This window comes from Planktotalea arctica, assembly GCF_002105285.1.
GTDB classification, from domain to species: domain Bacteria; phylum Pseudomonadota; class Alphaproteobacteria; order Rhodobacterales; family Rhodobacteraceae; genus Planktotalea; species Planktotalea arctica.
Genome location: NZ_MUHR01000004.1, coordinates 13,605 through 32,432, shown reverse-complemented (window position 1 = coordinate 32,432; position 18,828 = coordinate 13,605). Strand labels below are relative to the sequence as shown.

Sequence of the window (18,828 nt, the reverse complement as noted above, 5' to 3'; positions counted from 1 at the left end):
CTCACACCTGTAAAACGGAACTGACAAGAAGCTGGCTATAGGCGTGCTGCGGATCGTCCAGTACCTGATCTGTCAGGCCCGCCTCGACCACGCGGCCTGATTTCATGACCATCAGGCGATCCGCGAGTAGGCGCACCACAGCCAGGTCATGGGTTACGATGATCGCCGATAGCCCCAAGTCACGCACCAGACCGCGCAGCAAATCCAGCAGCCGCGCCTGGACCGACACATCTAGACCACCTGTGGGTTCATCCATGAACACCAGACGCGGGCCCGTCACGAGGTTGCGCGCTATCTGCAAGCGTTGCTGCATCCCGCCAGAGAAGGTTGTGGGTCTATCATCTACACGGGACGCGTCGATCTCGACCCGCCCGAGCCAGTCCGTGGCCTTGTCGCGGATGTCGCCGTAGTGACGCTCTCCCACAGCCATCAACCGCTCGCCTACATTGCCACCGGCGCTGACGCCCATGCGCAGCCCGTCGCGGGCGTGTTGGTGGACAAAAGCCCAATCGGTGCGACCGAGCATCCGCCGCTCCGGCTCCGACATCGTAATTGTATCGCGGCGGCCGTCCGTGCGGGTGTCGAACACCACCTGTCCCGCATCGGGGGTCAGATGCCCAGCCATGCAATTGAGCAAAGTGGATTTGCCTGACCCGCTTTCGCCAACGATCCCCATAACCTCACCGGGATACAGGTCGAATGACACATCGGCGCAACCGATATGCGCACCATATCGCTTGGTGATGCCTTGAACGGAAAGCAAAGGTGTCATGCTGCGTCCTTTCCTTTGTGGCCCGCTGCCTGGCGCGCTTCGCAATAATCGGTGTCAGAGCAGACAAACATCCGCCCACCTAAGTCATCGATGATCAACTCATCCAGATAGCTGTCTGTCGCACCGCACATCCCGCAGGGGTGATCTGCCTTGGACGCCTCAAACGGATGATCCTCAAAGTCGAGGCTGACCACTTGGGTATATGGGGGCAGCGCATAAATACGTTGCTCGCGCCCTGCGCCAAAAAGCTGGATTGCGGCCATATCACCCAGCTTGGGGTTGTCGAATTTGGGGATCGGGGAGGGGTCCATCACATAGCGCCCTTCGACCTTGACCGGATAGGCATAAGAGGTCGCGATATGACCGTGGCGGCTGATATCTTCGTAAAGTTTCACATGCATCAGTCCATATTCTTCAAGGCTGTGCATCTTACGTGTCTCGCTTTCACGGGGTTCGAGAAAGCGCAGCGGTTCCGGGATCGGCACCTGATAGACAAGGATCTGACCCTCGTGCAGCGGCTCTTCGGGGATGCGGTGCCGGGTCTGAATCACAGTGGCATCACTTGTCGCAGTGGTCGTCGCAACTCCAGCAGTGCGTTGAAAGAAAGTCCGTATTGAAACCGCGTTTGTGGTGTCATCGGCCCCTTGGTCGATCACCTTGAACGTATCCTTGGGCGTCAGCACCGCAGCCGACACCTGCACGCCGCCTGTTCCCCAGCCATAGGGCATTGGCATCTCGCGAGAGGCGAAAGGAACCTGATAGCCGGGAATGGTAAGCCCCTTAAGGATTGCACGGCGGATCATCCGTTTGGTTTGTTCGTCCAAATAGGCGAAGTTATACTCGGTCATTCCGCTGCCTCCTGCACCTGTTGCGCACCCGCTTCGCGACGGAGCTTGCGCACCAGTTCCAATTCAGACTGAAAATCGACGTAATGGGGCAGTTTGATATGTTCTAGGAACCCCGTCGCCTGAATGTTGTCGGCGTGATACAAAACAAATTCTGCGTCCTGTGCGGGTGCACCAACGTTATCCTCGCCTAATTCTTCCCAGCGTAGCGCGCGATCGACCAAGGCCATGGAGATCGCCTTGCGCTCGGTCTGGCCAAAGACCAGCCCGTACCCGCGGGTAAACTGTGGCGGCTCGGTTTTCGAGCCCGTGAATTGGTTGACGGTTTCGCATTCGGTCAGGATCACTTCTCCGATCTCAACGGCAAATCCCAGTTCGGGGATGTCCATCTCAACCGGAACTGACCCGATCCGCAGCTCGCCCACAAAGGCATGGTTGCGCCCGTAGCCGCGCTGCGTGGAGTAGGCGAGGCCAAGGGTAAAACCTTCATCCGCGCGGGTCAGCGCTTGCAGGCGCAGGGCGCGGGGGCTGGGCATTTCCAGTGGTTCGCGGGTCAGGTCGGGGGGCGGCGTATCGTCATGGGGGGCCTCTTCGATCAGCCCTTCGCGGTTCAGAAATTCGGTGACATGCGGGACATTGCCCGTCTCGGCGTCACGTGATGGAGCCTTGGGCACCTCGCCATCAGCGGCCAGTTTGAAATCAAGCAAACGGTGCGTGTAGTCAAATGTTGGGCCCAGGACCTGCCCGCCGGGCAAGTCCTTGAACGTGGCCGAGATGCGCCTGTCGCACGCCATAATGCCGGTATCGACAGGCTCGGACGCACCAAAGCGCGGCAGAGTGGTGCGATAGGCGCGCATGAGGAAGATCGCTTCGATCAGATCGCCACGCGCCTGCTTGATTGCAAGTGCCGCAAGGTCCGGATCATAAAGCGATCCTTCGGCCATGACGCGATTGACGGCAAGACTTAGTTGCTCGCGGATTTGCGCAATGCTGAGCTCCGCGATATCCGTGTTACCGCGGCGTTCTTCGGCGAGCCAAGCATGGGCATTCTCGATTGCCCGCTCTCCGCCTTTGACTGCAACATACATGTCAGGATGCTCCTACTTGCGCTATCGCTTCGCTACTTGAGCGCGAGACTTCGGTTGAGCGGGGCAAAGCCGCGAGGCGTTCGCCACATGTGAAAATGAAATCCAGCCCCAGCGGGAACAGGGTTCGATTGTCCTGAAACGCGTCCACTTCTGGCAAGGAAAGCGTTGCCTGATCCTTGATGCCGGGACCCGTCAATGTGGCACCTGAGGCGGCAAGTTCGGAACATTCGACTATGAGCGTGGCTGAGCGGTCAGGGTACTCGGACGTGCCGATCGGGTAGACCGAAAGTGGCGCGAGCGCGTCCCACTTGCCAACCGCAAACATACACTGCGCGGGTCCAACAAAAGGGGCACCAGTGTGAAAGGCCAGCCACGCCCGCGCCGCTTCGCAATCCATATCGCCAGCCAGATAAATCGGTGTTTCCGTATCGCAGAGCGTCAGCAGAACGGCGCCCATCGCGGGCGACAGCGGGGCAGGGGGTGCTGCCCCGTGGATATCCTGAATGGCGCCGGGGCGCGCCATGGCCTCCATCACACTGCGAAAGGCGTGGGCTGACTGGGTGGCTGGATCGGCAAAGCCGCCGGACAGGGTGTTTGCCTGCATCAGTCTTCTCCTCGGGTCATGGTAAAGAAATCAACCTTTGTCGCGGCTGCCTTGGCCGCGCGGGCGGCTTTCATGGTGGCCATTCCTGCTTCCAGAGGCTCAAAGACCGCCTCGCGCAGCCTACTTGCCATTGTGGTCTGCATAAGCGCATCTACGAGAGCGGCGACCTCGGCATCTGCTTTGCTACGCCCTTGAATATAGCTGTGCCCGACTTCGCCGGTTTCCAACGTCAAAGCGCAGCGGGTTATAGTCATCTCGCCCAGGTTGAATGGTGCGCCGGTTGAACCAGCGCGTGCGCGGACCATCGTGCTGCCAATCTCTGGTGCACGCAGCCAAGTAAAAGCAGGGCGCGATATTTCAGCATCCAACAGTGCAGCCACACGGCCTTCGGGCGCCTTCGCCAGCAGACCCATCCACACCTTACGGGGATTATTTTCGCTCACAGTGTCTTTCATCTCGACAACTTGTCTCTTTCCTATACAACTATACATATCTTATCATATTGATGTCCTCATGACAGAAGAGTTTTGTGAAATTTGCGTGACAGTTCTGACAAAACCCCGATCTGGAAGGCCATCGCCAATGCATTGCGCAGTGACTTAGCTGAAGAACGTTATGCGCCGGGGGACAAGTTGCCGACCGAGGCTGCGCTGGCAGACCGCTTCGGCGTGAACCGCCACACGGTGCGCCACGGGATTTCGGCATTGGTTGAGGAAGGGCTGGTGCGCACCCGTCGCGGTGCAGGGGCCTTTGTCGCGGCCACGCCGACCGACTATCCGATTGGCAATCGGGTCCGGTTCCACGAAAACCTGATTGCCGCAGGCCGCAGACCCGAAAAGCGCATGCTCGCGTTGGACGAGCGCGCTGCGACGATTGGCGAGGCTCAGGCGTTGCAGATCGAGGCGGGCAATCCGGTCTGTGCTTATCATGGGCTTTCATTGGCAGATGGTCAGCCAATTGCCGTATTTGAAAGCCTGTTCCCGCTCCTGAGGCTCCCGCGCATTACCGCAGCATTATCCGAGACAAGTAGCGTCACCCAAGCGCTGAGCATTGCCGGTATCGATGACTATACGCGGGCCTCAACTCGGCTCACGGCTGTCCGCGCAACTGCCACACATGCGCTGCATTTGAATGTTGGCGAAGGCGATCCTTTGCTGAGATCGTCCAGTGTCAATACATCTACGATCGGTAAGCCCGTAGAATACGGTAGAACCTGGTTTGCAGGAGATCGTGTCACACTGACGCTTGATGCTTCGTAATTGGAAGAAAAAAGCCCCCGCCGAAAAGGGCCGGGGCTTTAAGGGCTGCATGATACGGACGGGGGAGGATCAGCGTATCATGAAGAGGTGCTAGCCTATTCAAGCCCCATGCAGTTTGCGTAGTAGGTTACCGTTGCAGGCCAATCGGAGAATATACCGACAACGCCCACATCCTGCGCCAAGGCGTCGATGTATTCGTACATGACGCCATCGCTGTCTGTCAGATCCGAGATTGACTGGTAGTACCATCCGCCACCGTCCTTGAGTGGGCCAGACCGCTCGATCGTCCATGTGATGATCTCAAGCCTGGCTGCTTTGGCTTGAACAGCCAGCTCGGACGGGATGATTTCGCCGTCCGCAGATGTGGTGACCAACATCCATGTTGGAGGTGCGATATAATTTACACCCATCGATTTCAGCTCTTCCATGGTGTTGGGCCATGTGGCCGCATCCATCGGGGAATAGCCTTCGATGTCGTATTCATCCATCAGATAAACCGCTTGCGCGCCAAACTCCGGCTCTGCTTCGATCCAATACAGCACGTCTTCGAGGTTGAAAGACTGGAGCCAGACATCAGAGGCTGGAATATTGGCTGCCTTGTATTCATCGACCAGTTTTTGCGCATAGTCGGCCTGACTGAACCCGTTGAAAGGCATTTCGACTGATGGTGATTTAAGTTCTGGCGTGAACTTTGCGCCCAGAGATTTGAACAGCGCGATGGACTCGGCATGGGTCATCAGCTTTGCTGGCTCGGCCGAATAGAGATCCGTGCGCCAACCCGCTGTGCCGTTCAAATAAGCTTCGGCGGTCGTCGCTGTTTTGTCAGCCGCATCCATTTTCGGGGTGAGTGTCCGGTACTCTGCAAGTGTAATCTCGGACGTGCGGCATTCCGCGGCGGCAGGCGTTTCCCCATTCGCAGGCGTGAAGGGCTGTGCGCACGTGCTTGCCAGCGGGCTGGTCAAAATGTTTGTGGTGGTGTGCAGATCATTTTGCGCATGACGGCATACCAGCTCAAGGTCTTTGGTAAAGGTGACATCGCATTCGAGTATGCCTGCACCCATCCGTGCCGCGGCCACATTGGATTCGACAGTATGCTCGGGGAACTGCATAGGCGCGCCCCGATGCCCGATCGAGAACATCGATGTTTTCCCTTCCTGACCCATGCACTGGGTGAGCTTGTCTTTGAGCGGGCCCGCTTCCATTTTATCGATAAGGTAGTAGGGGCGCGGACCATATTCCACGTTTTCGACAGTCTGGGCCCAAGCTGGCAGAGCCACAAACAAGGTAGAAACGATAGCAGCGGTAACTCGCATTTTTCTCTCCATCAGAATGCAATGCCTCGCTTATGTGTCGCCAATCATGACAGCTGCGCTAAGGTTTTATGAAAGATTTATTATTTTTGGCGGCGCGCAAAAAAAACGGACCCTTTGTGTCGGCAAGCTGTTGCTATTCTCTCGTTGCACTGGATGAGTGTCCGCAGAAAGCCAGCTCCCTTTTAGCAGCGCAGCTTAATTTTGAGGGCGTTTCTGATGGCCAGATTTGATCTTGTGATATTCGACTGTGATGGTGTGTTGCTCGATAGTGAGATTATTGCGTGTCGCGCGGATGCCGAAGCTTACACACTTTTGGGATACCCAATCACAACAGAAGAAATTTCCAGACGCTTTGCGGGCATGCCAGATGAAGCTGTCGATGCGGCACTGGCCAAAGAGTTGGGCAAACCTCTGCCCGATGGTTTCAGGTCTGCGATAAAAAAGGCCGTCATTGAAAAATACCAGACCGAGTTGCGCGCGATTGATGGCGCGCATGCTTTGCTCTCTTCGCTTGGTATCGCCAAGTGCATCGCATCCTCAGCTGCGCCCGCAAAGTTGGCGCTGGGTTTGATCGAGACTGAGCTGTTCGAACTGGTTTACCCCAATATTTTCTCGACTAGATTGGTGGAAAGGGGAAAGCCGTATCCTGATATCTTTCTTTATGCCGCCAGAGCAATAGGGGTGGAGCCTGCGCGCTGCATTGTGATTGAGGACAGTGTTGCAGGCGTTACAGCGGCCAAATCGGCGGGCATGACCTGCATTGGATTTACGGGTGGTTCCCATTGCACCGAAGATCATGCAGCGCGCCTCTATGAGGCAGGTGCTGCCGTAGTCGTTGACCGGCTTAGTGCCGTCGCTGACTATATTGAGTAGAGCGATCTGTCAGTGGTGGGGTCCCGGTGTCACAAAACCTTCATTGTTAATGAAGCCATACTTCATATATTCATGAAGTATGGAAAATCTGATTCCCAATCGCCTCACAGTCCTTGGTCATCCTCAACGGCTGGCGCTATTTCGGCTGTTAATGCGCCGCTATCCCGACCGTGTTCCAGCGACCGAGCTGGCGCAGGCATTGCGGCTGAAGCCCAATACATTATCGACATATGTGAACGCGTTGATGCAGGCTGGGCTAATTACTCAGGAGCGGGTTGGAACATCCTTGCGCTATGCCATCGACATGGAGGCCACCCGCACGACCATTGACTACCTCCTCCTTGATTGTTGTCGTGGACGGCCCGAGATCTGCGCGCCTCTTTTCAATTCCGAAGGAGCGGGAGATCGTCCCATGACTGACGAAAAATACAATGTGCTTTTCATTTGTACGGGCAATTCTGCGCGATCCATCTTTGCGGAATGCATCTTGCGCGATCTTGGGAGTGATCGCTTCGAAGTCCGTTCGGCAGGGACCAAACCGCGCTCTGAGATGAACCCCCTCGCGCTCGAAGCACTGGCCCAAAAGGGGCATGATGTGGCCTCCCTGCGGTCCAAGAATATTTCCGAATTTGTCGGCGATGACGCGCCCGCCTTTGATTTTGTTTTTACGGTCTGCAATCAGGCCGCAAATGAGGAATGTCCTGCATAGACCGTCAGCGGCCATTGGGGGATGCCTGATCCCGTCAGCGTTGCGGGCTCGGATGCCGAAAAAAGCCTTGCTTTTCAGCAGACCTATGGCGCGCTGCGCAACCGGTTGATCGCCTTTACTGCCCTGCCGCTTGCCTCGCTCGACCGCATGTCTTTGCAAAAGGCCGTCGACGAGATTGGCCAGACAAACGAAGAAAGAACCTTAAAATGACTGTTTACGCACTCAACGGCCTTGGCCGTATTGGCAAGCTTGCCATCAGACCCCTGCTGGAGCGCGGTGCCAAGATCGCATGGATCAATGACGGGGTGGGCGACCCTGAAATGCACGCCCATTTGTTTGAGTTCGATACGGTGCATGGCCGTTGGCAGGCGGATTTTTCCCATGACGCAGACAGTGTGACAATTGACGGGGTGAAGATCCCCTTCATCGGGACCCGCAGCATTGCGGATCTGCCGTTGGCAGGCGTCGATGTGGTGATCGACTGTACTGGCGCATTCAAAACAGATGCAAAACTCGCCCCCTTTTTTGAAGCAGGCGTGAAGAAAGTGGTCGTGTCGGCGCCAGTAAAGGATGGAGATGCTGCCAATATTGTGATGGGGGTGAATGAGGGCATCTACGCGGCCGAGCGTCATCGGATCGTAACCGCAGTGAGCTGCACCACAAATTGTCTGGCACCTGTGGTGAAGGTCATTCACGAGAATCTCGGCATCAAACACGGCTCCATCACGACGATCCATGACGTAACCAACACGCAAACCATTGTAGACCGGCCTGCTAAGGACCTGCGTCGCGCGCGCTCGGCACTTAATTCGCTGATCCCGACGACCACGGGCAGCGCCACGGCAATCACGCTCATCTACCCGGAGCTTAAGGGCCGTTTGAACGGCCATGCTGTGCGCGTGCCACTGCTGAACGCCTCCCTGACGGATTGTGTTTTTGAGGTGGAGCGCGAGACGACGGCGGAAGAAGTGAATGCGCTGTTCAAAGCTGCCGCCGAGGGACCTCTTGAAGGGATTTTGGGCTACGAGACCCGTCCGCTTGTCTCAACCGATTATACCAATGACGAACGCTCCAGCATCATCGATGCGCCCTCCACCATGGTGATCAATGGCACGCAGGTGAAGGTCTATGCGTGGTATGATAATGAGATGGGCTATGCACACCGATTGGTCGATGTCGCCTGCATGGTTGGGGACAGCTTGTGACACAAACGGCTGCGCGCCCTGAAGGCTTGTCTGCCTATATCGCGGTGACGGCGGCCTATTGGGCCTTCATGCTGACTGATGGCGCTTTGCGGATGCTGGTGCTCTTGCACTTTCACACGCTTGGCTTTTCGCCGGTGCAGCTGGCCTATCTGTTTGTGCTTTATGAAATCGCGGGCATCGTCACGAACCTTTGCGCGGGCTGGATTGCGGCGCGGTTTGGTCTGACCTCGACGCTTTATGCAGGGCTCGGGTTGCAGGTGCTGGCGCTGCTGGCGTTGGCACAGCTTGACTCGAATTGGGCTGTGGGGGCTTCCGTCGTCTTTGTCATGCTGGTGCAGGGGGCGAGTGGCGTTGCCAAAGACCTCGCCAAGATGTCGTCGAAATCCGCTGTGAAATTGCTGGCCCCGTCCGAGGGTGGGGGGCTGTTTCGTTGGGTTGCGCTGCTCACGGGGTCCAAAAACATGGTGAAGGGTGCGGGTTTTTTACTGGGGGCCGCATTGCTTGCCACGGTCGGATTTGTCTGGGCCGTTTTGGGCATGGCCGCGATCCTCGCGGTGATCCTGTTGGCTGTTCTGCTGGCCATGCCTGCGGGGTTGCCCAAGGGGCGCAAGGGCGCCAAATTTTCGGAAGTCTTTTCGAAATCAGCTAACGTCAATTGGCTAAGTGCCGCGCGGGTGTTCCTGTTTGGCGCGCGGGATGTGTGGTTTGTGGTGGGCATCCCTATCTACTTTTACGCAGTGCTGTCGGATGGCACGATCGCTGGTAACCGTGCCGCATTCTTTATGATCGGGACATTCATGGCGGGGTGGGTCATCCTTTATGGCCTTGTACAAGCCAACGCGCCGCGCATCCTGCGGGCAAAGGATCGCTGCGCAGCAGAGCTTATTGGCGCTGCCCGCAGCTGGGGTTGGGGCCTTGTTGCCGTGCCATTTGCTCTGACCTTCGCAGCCTTCATCGGAGGGGAGCCGCAACTGTGGCTGACCGTCACTCTGGTGGCCGGACTGCTGGCCTTCGGTGCGATATTCGCGGTGAACTCATCGCTGCACTCCTATTTGATCCTGTCGTTCACACAGGCCGAGCGTGTGACGATGGATGTGGGATTTTACTACATGGCCAATGCCGCAGGGCGGCTCGCGGGTACGCTGCTTTCCGGGCTGACCTACCAGGCGGGGGGCCTCGCGCTCATGCTCGGGACTGCGACGGTTATGGTTGCGGCCTCAGCCATTACAGTTGGGTTTCTCAAGCCTGAGAGTGAATAAAAAAGACGGGCGAGCGCAGGCCCGCCGCCCCTACATCCTATACTGTTCTTCAAACTCGTACCCAAAATCCAATTGTTCAATGCGATTAGGCGAGAGTGCATAAGTTTGGCCTCGAAGATAGTTCATTAGGCCTTGAGCATCATGCGAACAGGCTGCAATCGTTTCAGGGGATATGGGTTTGCCGACCGCAATTTTCACGGGCTGATCCGCACGCCTGCCGAATTCCTTAAGCAACAAGGCGACGCGCAAGTTGTAGTGGATATGGCTGGCCAACTGGAAAAGTCTTGAGTTCTGACCATCAAAGAAGACAGGGACCACAGTCGCGTTGGATTTGGTAATCATGCGGGCTGTGAAGCGCCGCCAGCTCGGGTCCATGGACCGCTGGAACGGCTTTGCCGCAGTGGATACGGTCCCGCCCGGAAAGACGCCGATTGCACCACCAGCCTTAAGAGAGCTCAAGGCCGTGGCACGTGTCTCAAGGTTGAGCTTCACCGCTTCCTTCGTCTCGTCAAAACTGATGGGTAAAACAGTCCCTGCAAGTTCGGGAGCATCCTGAAAGACGCTATTTGCCAGAATGTGAAACGCGGGCCGCCGCTTGGAAAGAATATGCCCCATAACAAGGCCATCAAGGATGCCAAAAGGATGGTTTGCGACAATCACCAAGGGGCCTTGCGCCGGAATATCCGCCAAAGATCCTGACATCACATCAAGGCTTACGCCGTATCGGCCGAGCATGACGTCCCAAAAGCTCCGACCCTGCGCAATTTCGATATCATAATCCTGTGCGCGTCTCATAAGACCTTGCCTGCCCGTGGCGTTCTCAATCAGCTTGATGACATTTTGTCCTGCCCGCGATTGTGCCGCTTTGGCATAAGAAACCTGTGAAGGGGCGTGCTTGTCCATCCGCGTCAATCCTTCTGAAACACTTGGCGACACTTAGCGTGGTTTCACTACAGATTTATGACATTGCTGTTCAGTCTGTGCTCTCATAGCGCTCGAGAAACACTTCGGCACCAAGGCTGCGAAACTCACTCAGCGCGGCGCGCAGACGGTCGTGCGGCCAATCCCACCACGCCAGCGCCATCAGTCTATCCGCAATGTCTGGCGCAAAACGGGGGCGTATTGGAACTGCCGGAATGCCCGCGACGATCATGTAGGGGGGCACATCCTTGGTCACGATTGCGCCACCAGCGATGACGGCCCCGTGGCCGATGGACACCTCCGGCCGTACCTGTGCGCCATGGCCAAGCCATGTGTCGTGACCAATCACTGTGAGGCGGCTGCGCCTCAGGGCGAACCAAGCGTCATCGTCAGCTGCATCCTCAAAATAGTCGGCCGAGCGATAGTGAAAGTGATGCAGACTGGCTTTCTCCATCGGGTGGTCTGTTGCCCCGATCCGCACGAAGGAGGCGATGTTCGCGAATTTACCCACGGAGGCATTGGCAATGTCGGCAAACCGGTCGCAATAGGAGTAGTCGTCCATATGGGAATGGGCCACGCGGCTGCCCCGTCCGATTTCCACATATTTTCCGAATGTCGCATCTTTTATCTCGCAGTCAGGATGAACAAAGGCGGTGTCGGGTTTTAATCTGGTCTCGGTCAAAATGCGCGCTCCTCACCAATCCAGCGAAAGAACTTGCCAGTGTGCTCAAGCGTGACGCGCTCAGCGAGATCAATAATTCCTGCCGCAACCTCGGTTGGCGTAAGCTCGGCCTTCGCGCCGCCCATATCTGTCTGGACCCAACCCGGATCAACAAGCACGACTGAGATACCATCAGGGTAGAGATCCGTAGCCAGTCCTTGCATAACCTTGTTTACCGCCGCTTTGGATGCACGGTAAGAGATGCGATCTGATTTGGCATAGCCCATATAGGCCATCTGGCTCGAGATCGTCAGGATGCGGGGACTGTCGCTGCGCCGCAAATTATCGAGACAGGCCGTGCTCACGGCAAGGGCTCGTGCAACATTGACGGCAAAGGTATGGGCCATGGCCGTCCAGTCCATATCTGTGGTGGGGCTGTCAGGGCCAATGATACCCGCGTTATTGATGACGATATCAATGGGCTGGTTTACAGCTGCCATCGCTTGCTCGACCTGTTTAGGGTCGCTGATGTCAAAGATAATATCGCCGCCTTGACCCGTCCGCGTTGCGCGCAAAATGCTATGTCCGCGGGTTTCTGCCTCAGCGGCAAGTGCTGCCCCAATGCCGCGATTTCTGCCTGTGATCAGGCTCTGTACCATCAGTCTTTTCGCCCGATCAGCTTGCCACGCAGCCAACCCGAGAGCCAATCCATGAACATCACCATGGCGATTATCAGCACGATGTAATAGGCGACCTCTTCCCAGTCTTTTTGGGTCTGGATGGCTTGGGTCAGCATCAGCCCGATGCCACCGCCGGTGATGGCTCCGATGATCGTGGCAGAGCGGGTGTTGGATTCAAGAAAATACAGGATTTGCGCGAGCAGCACCGGCACCAACTGGGGGATCACGCCAAAACGGTAGCGTTGCAAGGGTTTGGCCCCTGTGGAGGAAACCCCTTCGATCTGTTTTTGATCGACATTTTCCAAAGCCTCGGAAAAGATTTTGCCGAAGGTGCCTGTGTCTGTGATTAGGATCGCCAGTGCGCCCGTCAACGGGCCGGGGCCAAAGGCGCGGGCGAGTACAACCGTCCAGATTAAAGCGTCTACACCGCGTACAAAATCGAACAGGCGGCGTGTTGCTGCGCGCAGGATCATAATTGGTGAAAAACGTTTTGCTGCGAGAAAGCCCAGCGGCAGTGCTATGATGGCAGCGCCCATAGTGCCCAGAAACGCCATCAGGATTGTCTCGCCGATGGCCCAAGCCACGTCCTTGTGGCGCCACATGGCGTTGTTCCACCAATCAGAAATCGCGCCCGAGATGTTTGATCGCACAGGGTCCACACGCTCACCGAACAGGATCTTTGAAAGGCTTTGGCCGTGGTAAGGGCTGTCGAGAGTGAACCAGAACAGCTCCCAACCGGGGAAATAGTTGAAGACTTCGGTGCGCGCTCCTGTCAGCGTGATGCGTCCTTCGGGCGTTGTGATTCCGATGCGGCGATTTGAGGCTGAAATCCAGTCAGGCAAATCATCAGGCAGATTCGTGGTCAGGGCACGACCCTCTGCTTGTACCTCGATCAGCGGAAAATCCGGTATCTCGATCTCGGTCCGGTTGTCGGACAAATAGCGGACAATATGATCGCCGCCCAGATCAATAGTGATGACCTCGTCACCCGTGACCCAAGCAGGCCGCGCACCTTCGGGGTAGCGGCCTTTACGCTCCCCTTCGACGGCATAGCTGATCTCGCCCGAGCGGTTGTCACGGGTGACATGCACCTTGTGGGACCAGCTGTCAGAGACTAGCGTGACAGCATTGTCCATATTGGCGCGTTCGGCCAGACCCGGCAGGTCGAAGGCGAAGAAAATATAGGTAAGATAGGCGAGGATAACGGCGGGAATGCTAAAGCCCATCAGCCGCTTGCGCTGAAAAAGCCTGTCGGCTGCAAGCTTGGTGGTGTCCAGATCAATCGCGGTCATGGGCTTGGTCCTTCAAAGCTTAATGTGTCTGACCATCGGTCAGTTTGTTGCGGTAGCGGCTGGAAACCTGATCAAAGAAGACAATCGTACCGAACAGCAGGATGAAAATCGCCGCCGCCTCGTCAAAACGGCCCGGCCCCCATGCCATGGCATTGCGCAGCTCGTAGCCAAGACCGCCTGCGCCCACAAAACCCAGAATGGCGGAGGCGCGGATGTTGATCTCAAAGCGCAGGAGCGTGTAGCTCACGTAATTTGGAGCGACCTGTGGCAACACGCCCAGCAGCATCCGCTGGAGCCATGTGGCACCCGTGGAGGACAATCCCTCGACGGCTTTCAAGTCAGTATTCTCGGAGACTTCGGAAAACATCTTGGCCAGCGCACCCGCAGTATGGATGGCAATAGCGATCATCGCAGGCACAGGCCCACCGCCCAGCACAAATATCAGCACCAGCGCGATCACGATTTCGGGCACTGCGCGCATGATGTCGGAGATACGGCGAAAGAGCGGGATCAAACGGGGCCATTTGGCCAGACCTCGTGTTCCCAGCAGGGACAGGAACAGCCCGCCGATGGCACCAATCAGTGTGGAAACAGCCGCAATATTGATCGTCTCGATCAAAGCGGGAAAATACTTCACCATGAGTGCAGGAAGGTCGGCGCGTTTTTTCCACGCTTCGGACAGAACATCTGCGGGGTAGTCTCCCACTTGATGCAGCCCGTTCCAAAAGCCACCGGCATTGCGGTCATCGGCGATGTTGAACCCCGAAACCATCAGGATCACAAATATCAAAAGTGTGAGACCGCTATAGAGCCTGCGCCGCTGCACCTGCGCCATATAGCTGGACTGTATCGTCTGCACAGACTGTGGTGCGCCGCTGAGTGAAATATCTACCATGTTGTCCCCAGGCAAAGAAATACCGGCAGCCCTAAAGGGCTACCGGATGCGTCATAAAAATTACTTAGCCGCCGATTTTCGCTTTGCGGGCCTCGACGATGGAAATGTAGGTGTCATGCGTAACCGGTTGAAAGCCGAGTGTGTCACCTGAAGCCACGCCGTAGGCGCATTCCGGATCAGCCTCATAAAGACCATCTACAAGTGCAGTCATCTTTGTCCGCACATCCGCTGGCAGAGCTTTGCGCAAAACAACGGGACCCTCGGGGATCACCTTGGACTTCCAGATCTGGACCATGTCGTTCATATCAACAAGGCCCGCATCAACCGCCTTGCGCAGCGCGCCGGAGTTGTAGCCGTCTTCCCAGTTGCCCTGACCGTCGGCCCATGTCACGCCGCCGTCGATGTCACCGTTGTTTACCGCAACGATGGTCTGCTCATGACCACCAGTGAATTTTACTTCGCCAAAGTACTCGCCGCTCTCCATGGTTACGCCGTCTTTGTACTGCGGGATCTCGATGGAGGGGATCAGGTAGCCGGAGGTGGAGTTTGGATCACCAAAGCCGAATACCTTGCCTTCCATGTCATCCAGTGATGTCACGCCGCTGTCCTTGCGGGCAAAACCGATGGAGTGGTAGCCGACGGAGCCGTCTACGTTCACTTTGATCAGCACAGGCTCAACGGCGTCCGCGTCTTGCAGGAATGTCGCGGCATAGGCGGAGGCACCGAGCCATGCCATGTCGATGTTACCGCCCAGCAGGCCTTGGATCACACCGTTATAGTCCGCAGGTGCAAACAGCTTTGTCTCGACGCCGAGCGCCTCTGTCGTGTAATCAGCAAGGCACTGATAGCTGTTCATGCGATCTTGGGCGTTTTCACCGCCAAGGATGCCGATGCGGAATTCGGTGATTTCTTGTGCGAAAGCACCCGTGCCGAGGGCTGTAGTGGCGGCCAGTGCAAGTGCAAGTGTCTTTTTCATGGTCTTCTCCGTGGTTGATTGCCCGATTGCCTTTGGGCTTTGAGGGCAGCTTAGGTGAGGGTGGAAACTGGCTCAGACGTAGGCTTCCGCTTCGCGGATCTCTGGTCTGTCCAGTGTTTCGATTTCGGTAGAGGTGGCAGATTCGGAAAAATCCGCGCCTGCGCCATAGATGTCGCGGGCAACGCCAGTGGTGAGTTGCGCAGGGGTGCCATCAAATACGATCCTGCCATCCCGCATGCCGATAACACGGTCGCAATAGCGGCGCGCCGTATCCAGCGTGTGCAAATTGGCGATTACCATGCGCCCGTCTTCTTCGTGAATGGCGCGAAGTGATTGCATCACCACCTGCGCATTCATCGGGTCAAGAGAGGCAATCGGCTCGTCGGCGAGGATAATTTTGGGATCTTGCATCAGGGCCCGTGCGATTGCTACGCGCTGTTGCTGGCCGCCTGAAAGAGCCTCGGCGCGCTTGGGTGCCTGTTCAGCGATACCAAGACGGTCAAGGATTTCGATTGCTTTATGGATGTCTGCCTGTGGATAAAGATTGAACAGCGTCGCAACGGTCGAGCGTTTGTTCAGCGTGCCGTGCAGTACATTCGATACCACGTCCATGCGGGGTACAAGGTTGAACTGCTGAAAGATCATCGCACAGCGCGATTGCCAGTTTCGCCGCGCGGCACCCCGCAACGCGGTGATGTCCTCGCCTTGATACGTGATCGTACCAGACGTTGCATCACTCAGGCGATTGACCATTCGCAACAGAGTGGATTTTCCTGCGCCTGATCGCCCGATAATTCCGATCATGGATGGTTCGTTTACAGAGATATTAGCCGCATCCACGGCTGTTTTATCTCCAAAGCGTTTCGTCAATGTGTCGATTCTTAGCATATCGCCCCCGAGTTTGCCCGAGGGATACGCGGTGAACATCACAGACTTGCGACGCTTCTGTTTCAGTTACGTGACAATTGCACAAATATGCTGTGACGCTGCGACTTGGAATTTTCATCGTTAATGATGCGTGCTCAGTGCGTTTGTAAAATTTGAAGTCAGGTCAATTTTTATCCGAAGACGGGTGGAAAGTTTTCTGATCTACAGCTTTTTCATGTCTTGGTTGGACTGAGGGTTATGCATGTCTTAAGAGATGTGTGCGCAAGCGCCATTCAGGTAGCCACCGAATTGATGAGGTCCAAGATGAATGATGAGATTCTTAATGCTCTTCTGGCTGGGTTTCCTCTGCCGAGCCTTGCCATCGATCGCAGGGAACGCATTATCGCTGCCAACACCGAGGCGCTTACATTGATCAACCAACAGGCTATTGGGCAGAACTATGTGACTATGCTGCGTCAGCCTGCGCTGCTTGACGCAATCGAAACGACACTGACAGACGGCATGGCGCGCACGACACATTACCTGAGCAATGATGGGGCGCAGGACACGACATTTCGGGTGAGCTGCCGCGCGGTGCAAGGTTTGGGCCAAGGCAAGGCAGGCGTCGTGCTCGTCTCCTTTGAAGATATCACTGACACCGAGCAAGCCGGCCAGATGCGCCGCGATTTCGTCGCCAATGTCAGCCATGAATTGCGCACGCCTTTGACGGCGTTGATGGGTTTTATCGAAACCCTGCGCGGGCCTGCGCGCAATGATGCTCAGGCGAGCGCACGGTTCCTTGATATCATGCAAAACGAGGCGGATCGGATGAACCGTCTTGTGGGTGATCTGATGTCGCTCAACAGGGTTGAGGGGGACGAGCGGGTACGGCCCACGCAAAGCGTCGTGTTGAATGACATCCTGAATTCGACTCTCCACACCTTACAGCATCTGGCGCGCGAGGCGGATGTGATTTTTGAAACCGAATTCCCCGAGAACCCTGTATCGATGATTGCGGATGGGGATCAGCTTAAACAGGTCTTCACCAACATAATTATGAATGCGATTAAATATGGTGGGTCAGGGGGGCGGGTGACGGTGCGTATGGCTGAGAGCGCGCGCGAACCGGTTCTACGTGCGCCGGGCGTGCGTGTTCAGATCATCGATTATGGTGCTGGCATTGACCCTATCCACTTGCCACGCCTGACCGAGCGTTTCTACCGCGCCGATGACCACCGCAGTCGCGCGCTTGGCGGTACGGGCCTTGGGCTTGCGATCGTCAAGCATATCATCAACCGTCACCGCGGCCGTCTGCGCGTTGAAAGTGAGTTAGGCAAAGGCACCACCTTTACGGTTATTCTGCCTATCCACGAAGGCCCATGAGCCATAAAAGAGTATTTCGGCGGTTGTCATAAACATGTAATGCGAATGTCACAAAGCTGTTACGTAACCTGCGTAAATGGAACGGGAGATTCCCATGGGGGGATCGCTTTTAAATGTACAAACGGGAGACACCCATGTCTTTGATGAAACTCGCAACATCCGCGCTCGCACTTTCCGCGATGGCAGCAACAACTGCCGCTGCACGGGATCAGGTACAGATCGCCGGATCGTCCACCGTGCTGCCTTACGCATCCATCGTAGCCGAAGCCTTTGGCGAAAACTTTGATTTCCCGACACCTGTTGTCGAATCTGGCGGCTCAAGCTCGGGTCTCAAGCGGTTCTGCGAAGGTGTCGGCGAAAACACCATCGACATTGCGAACGCATCACGCGCCATCCGCGAAAAAGAGATCAAGGCCTGTGCCGAAGCAGGTGTGACAGACATCATCGAAGTACGCATCGGCTATGATGGCATCGTCTTCGCCAGCCAGATCAATGGACCTGCCTACACTGCCTTCCAGCCTGCAGATATCTTCAACGCTCTGGGCTCCAAGGTTCTTGTGGACGGCGCGATTGTTGACAACCCGCACAGCCAGTGGGCCGACTTTAACACCGACCTCCCAGCGTCTGACATCGTTGCCTTCATTCCCGGCACCAAACACGGCACACGTGAAGTTTTCGAGGACAAAGTTCTGTTGCAGGGCTGTGAAGACACCGGCGCAATGGCCGCTATGATGGAAGCAGGCGTGTCCGAAGATGACGCGGAAGATGCTTGCATCGACGTGCGTCAGGACGGAGCGTCCGTAGACATCGACGGCGACTACACAGAAACACTGGCCCGCATCGACGCCAACCCGAACGGTATCGGCATCTTTGGTCTGGCATTCTACGAGAACAACCAGGACAAGCTGAAAGTGGCGACAATGGGCGGTGTAGCACCTTCCACCGAGACCATTTCGACTGGTGAATATCCTGTATCGCGCCCGCTTTTCTTCTACATCAAAAAAGCGCATATAGGCGTGATCCCGGGCCTCAAAGAGTTCGCGTCCTTCTTCGTCGCAGACGAGATTGCCGGACCTGACGGCCCCCTCTCCGCATACGGTCTGGTTGCAGACCCTGAACTGTCTGCCACTCAGACAACCATTGCAGAAGAAACAACGATGGGCGGCGGTAGCTGAGCCTGATAATATTGGAGGTGGCGCGGTGCGCCACCTCCACCTTGCAAATCT

The 18,828-nt window shown here is 56.4% G+C and carries 19 protein-coding genes and 1 pseudogene; 7 read left to right on the top strand and 13 right to left on the bottom strand.

What is annotated here, in order from left to right:
- Nucleotide 1: 1 nt before the first annotated feature.
- The 5 genes from phnK to phnG are packed head-to-tail and all read right to left on the bottom strand — an operon-like array spanning nucleotide 2 to nucleotide 3,764.
- Complete coding sequence (gene phnK, locus B9P63_RS04375) at nucleotides 2–772, bottom strand: phosphonate C-P lyase system protein PhnK (RefSeq protein WP_085307352.1); 771 nt, start codon at nucleotides 770–772, stop codon at nucleotides 2–4.
- A complete protein-coding gene (locus B9P63_RS04370) occupies nucleotides 769–1,620 on the bottom strand; it encodes an alpha-D-ribose 1-methylphosphonate 5-phosphate C-P-lyase PhnJ (protein ID WP_085307351.1) in 852 nt (283 codons plus the stop codon). The genes phnK and B9P63_RS04370 overlap by 4 nt, the downstream gene beginning before the upstream one ends.
- On the bottom strand, nucleotides 1,617–2,705 hold the full coding sequence (locus B9P63_RS04365; protein ID WP_085307350.1) for a carbon-phosphorus lyase complex subunit: 1,089 nt from the start codon (nucleotides 2,703–2,705) through the stop codon (nucleotides 1,617–1,619). Before B9P63_RS04365 ends, B9P63_RS04370 begins: the two co-directional genes overlap by 4 nt.
- 1 nt (nucleotide 2,706) lies before the next feature.
- Complete coding sequence (gene phnH / locus B9P63_RS04360) at nucleotides 2,707–3,309, bottom strand: phosphonate C-P lyase system protein PhnH (RefSeq protein ID WP_085307349.1); 603 nt, start codon at nucleotides 3,307–3,309, stop codon at nucleotides 2,707–2,709.
- Nucleotides 3,309–3,764, bottom strand: a complete 456-nt coding sequence (gene phnG / locus B9P63_RS04355) for a phosphonate C-P lyase system protein PhnG (protein ID WP_085307348.1) — start codon at nucleotides 3,762–3,764, stop codon at nucleotides 3,309–3,311. The genes phnH and phnG overlap by 1 nt, the downstream gene beginning before the upstream one ends.
- An 81-nt stretch (nucleotides 3,765–3,845) precedes the next feature.
- Here phnG and phnF point away from each other — a divergent pair, with 81 nt between their 5' ends.
- Nucleotides 3,846–4,568 (top strand): phosphonate metabolism transcriptional regulator PhnF, encoded by a 723-nt coding sequence (gene phnF, locus B9P63_RS04350; protein WP_085307347.1) that lies wholly within the window; start codon nucleotides 3,846–3,848, stop codon nucleotides 4,566–4,568.
- 95 nt (nucleotides 4,569–4,663) lie between these two features.
- Here phnF and B9P63_RS04345 read toward each other — a convergent pair whose 3' ends face one another.
- The gene (locus B9P63_RS04345) at nucleotides 4,664–5,881 is read right to left on the bottom strand and encodes a glycerophosphodiester phosphodiesterase family protein (RefSeq protein WP_085307346.1); all 1,218 of its coding nucleotides are present in this window, start codon (nucleotides 5,879–5,881) and stop codon (nucleotides 4,664–4,666) included.
- A 216-nt stretch (nucleotides 5,882–6,097) separates the two neighbouring features.
- On the opposite strand from B9P63_RS04345, the gene B9P63_RS04340 reads away from it, so the two are divergent.
- From B9P63_RS04340 to arsJ, 4 genes and pseudogenes are all read left to right on the top strand, one after another.
- A complete protein-coding gene (locus B9P63_RS04340; protein ID WP_085307345.1) occupies nucleotides 6,098–6,754 on the top strand; it encodes an HAD family hydrolase in 657 nt (218 codons plus the stop codon).
- Nucleotides 6,755–6,833: 79 nt separating this feature from the next.
- A pseudogene (locus B9P63_RS04335) lies at nucleotides 6,834–7,673 on the top strand (arsenate reductase/protein-tyrosine-phosphatase family protein).
- On the top strand, nucleotides 7,670–8,668 hold the full coding sequence (locus B9P63_RS04330) for an ArsJ-associated glyceraldehyde-3-phosphate dehydrogenase (protein ID WP_085307344.1): 999 nt from the start codon (nucleotides 7,670–7,672) through the stop codon (nucleotides 8,666–8,668). Before B9P63_RS04335 ends, B9P63_RS04330 begins: the two are co-directional and overlap by 4 nt.
- Nucleotides 8,665–9,927, top strand: coding sequence for an organoarsenical effux MFS transporter ArsJ (gene arsJ, locus B9P63_RS04325; protein ID WP_085307343.1), 1,263 nt, complete (start codon nucleotides 8,665–8,667; stop codon nucleotides 9,925–9,927). The genes B9P63_RS04330 and arsJ overlap by 4 nt, the downstream gene beginning before the upstream one ends.
- A 30-nt stretch (nucleotides 9,928–9,957) precedes the next feature.
- Here arsJ and B9P63_RS04320 read toward each other — a convergent pair whose 3' ends face one another.
- From B9P63_RS04320 to phnC, 7 genes are all read right to left on the bottom strand, one after another.
- Complete coding sequence (locus B9P63_RS04320; protein ID WP_085307342.1) at nucleotides 9,958–10,830, bottom strand: lysophospholipid acyltransferase family protein; 873 nt, start codon at nucleotides 10,828–10,830, stop codon at nucleotides 9,958–9,960.
- Between the two features lie 70 nt (nucleotides 10,831–10,900).
- Nucleotides 10,901–11,530: an LbetaH domain-containing protein gene (locus B9P63_RS04315; RefSeq protein WP_085307341.1), complete on the bottom strand. Its 630-nt coding sequence runs from the start codon at nucleotides 11,528–11,530 to the stop codon at nucleotides 10,901–10,903.
- On the bottom strand, nucleotides 11,527–12,168 hold the full coding sequence (locus B9P63_RS04310; RefSeq protein ID WP_085307340.1) for an SDR family NAD(P)-dependent oxidoreductase: 642 nt from the start codon (nucleotides 12,166–12,168) through the stop codon (nucleotides 11,527–11,529). The genes B9P63_RS04315 and B9P63_RS04310 overlap by 4 nt, the downstream gene beginning before the upstream one ends.
- Complete coding sequence (gene phnE / locus B9P63_RS04305; protein WP_085307339.1) at nucleotides 12,168–13,481, bottom strand: phosphonate ABC transporter, permease protein PhnE; 1,314 nt, start codon at nucleotides 13,479–13,481, stop codon at nucleotides 12,168–12,170. The genes B9P63_RS04310 and phnE (B9P63_RS04305) overlap by 1 nt, the downstream gene beginning before the upstream one ends.
- A gap of 19 nt (nucleotides 13,482–13,500) precedes the next feature.
- The gene (gene phnE, locus B9P63_RS04300; RefSeq protein WP_085307338.1) at nucleotides 13,501–14,376 is read right to left on the bottom strand and encodes a phosphonate ABC transporter, permease protein PhnE; all 876 of its coding nucleotides are present in this window, start codon (nucleotides 14,374–14,376) and stop codon (nucleotides 13,501–13,503) included.
- A 64-nt stretch (nucleotides 14,377–14,440) separates the two neighbouring features.
- Nucleotides 14,441–15,352, bottom strand: coding sequence for a phosphonate ABC transporter substrate-binding protein (phnD, locus tag B9P63_RS04295; RefSeq protein ID WP_085307337.1), 912 nt, complete (start codon nucleotides 15,350–15,352; stop codon nucleotides 14,441–14,443).
- Nucleotides 15,353–15,424: 72 nt separating this feature from the next.
- Complete coding sequence (gene phnC, locus B9P63_RS04290) at nucleotides 15,425–16,240, bottom strand: phosphonate ABC transporter ATP-binding protein (RefSeq protein WP_085307411.1); 816 nt, start codon at nucleotides 16,238–16,240, stop codon at nucleotides 15,425–15,427.
- Nucleotides 16,241–16,543: 303 nt separating this feature from the next.
- On the opposite strand from phnC, the gene B9P63_RS04285 reads away from it, so the two are divergent.
- Nucleotides 16,544–17,602, top strand: coding sequence for a sensor histidine kinase (locus B9P63_RS04285; RefSeq protein ID WP_085307336.1), 1,059 nt, complete (start codon nucleotides 16,544–16,546; stop codon nucleotides 17,600–17,602).
- A gap of 134 nt (nucleotides 17,603–17,736) precedes the next feature.
- On the top strand, nucleotides 17,737–18,777 hold the full coding sequence (locus B9P63_RS04280; RefSeq protein WP_085307335.1) for a substrate-binding domain-containing protein: 1,041 nt from the start codon (nucleotides 17,737–17,739) through the stop codon (nucleotides 18,775–18,777).
- Nucleotides 18,778–18,828: the final 51 nt, after the last annotated feature.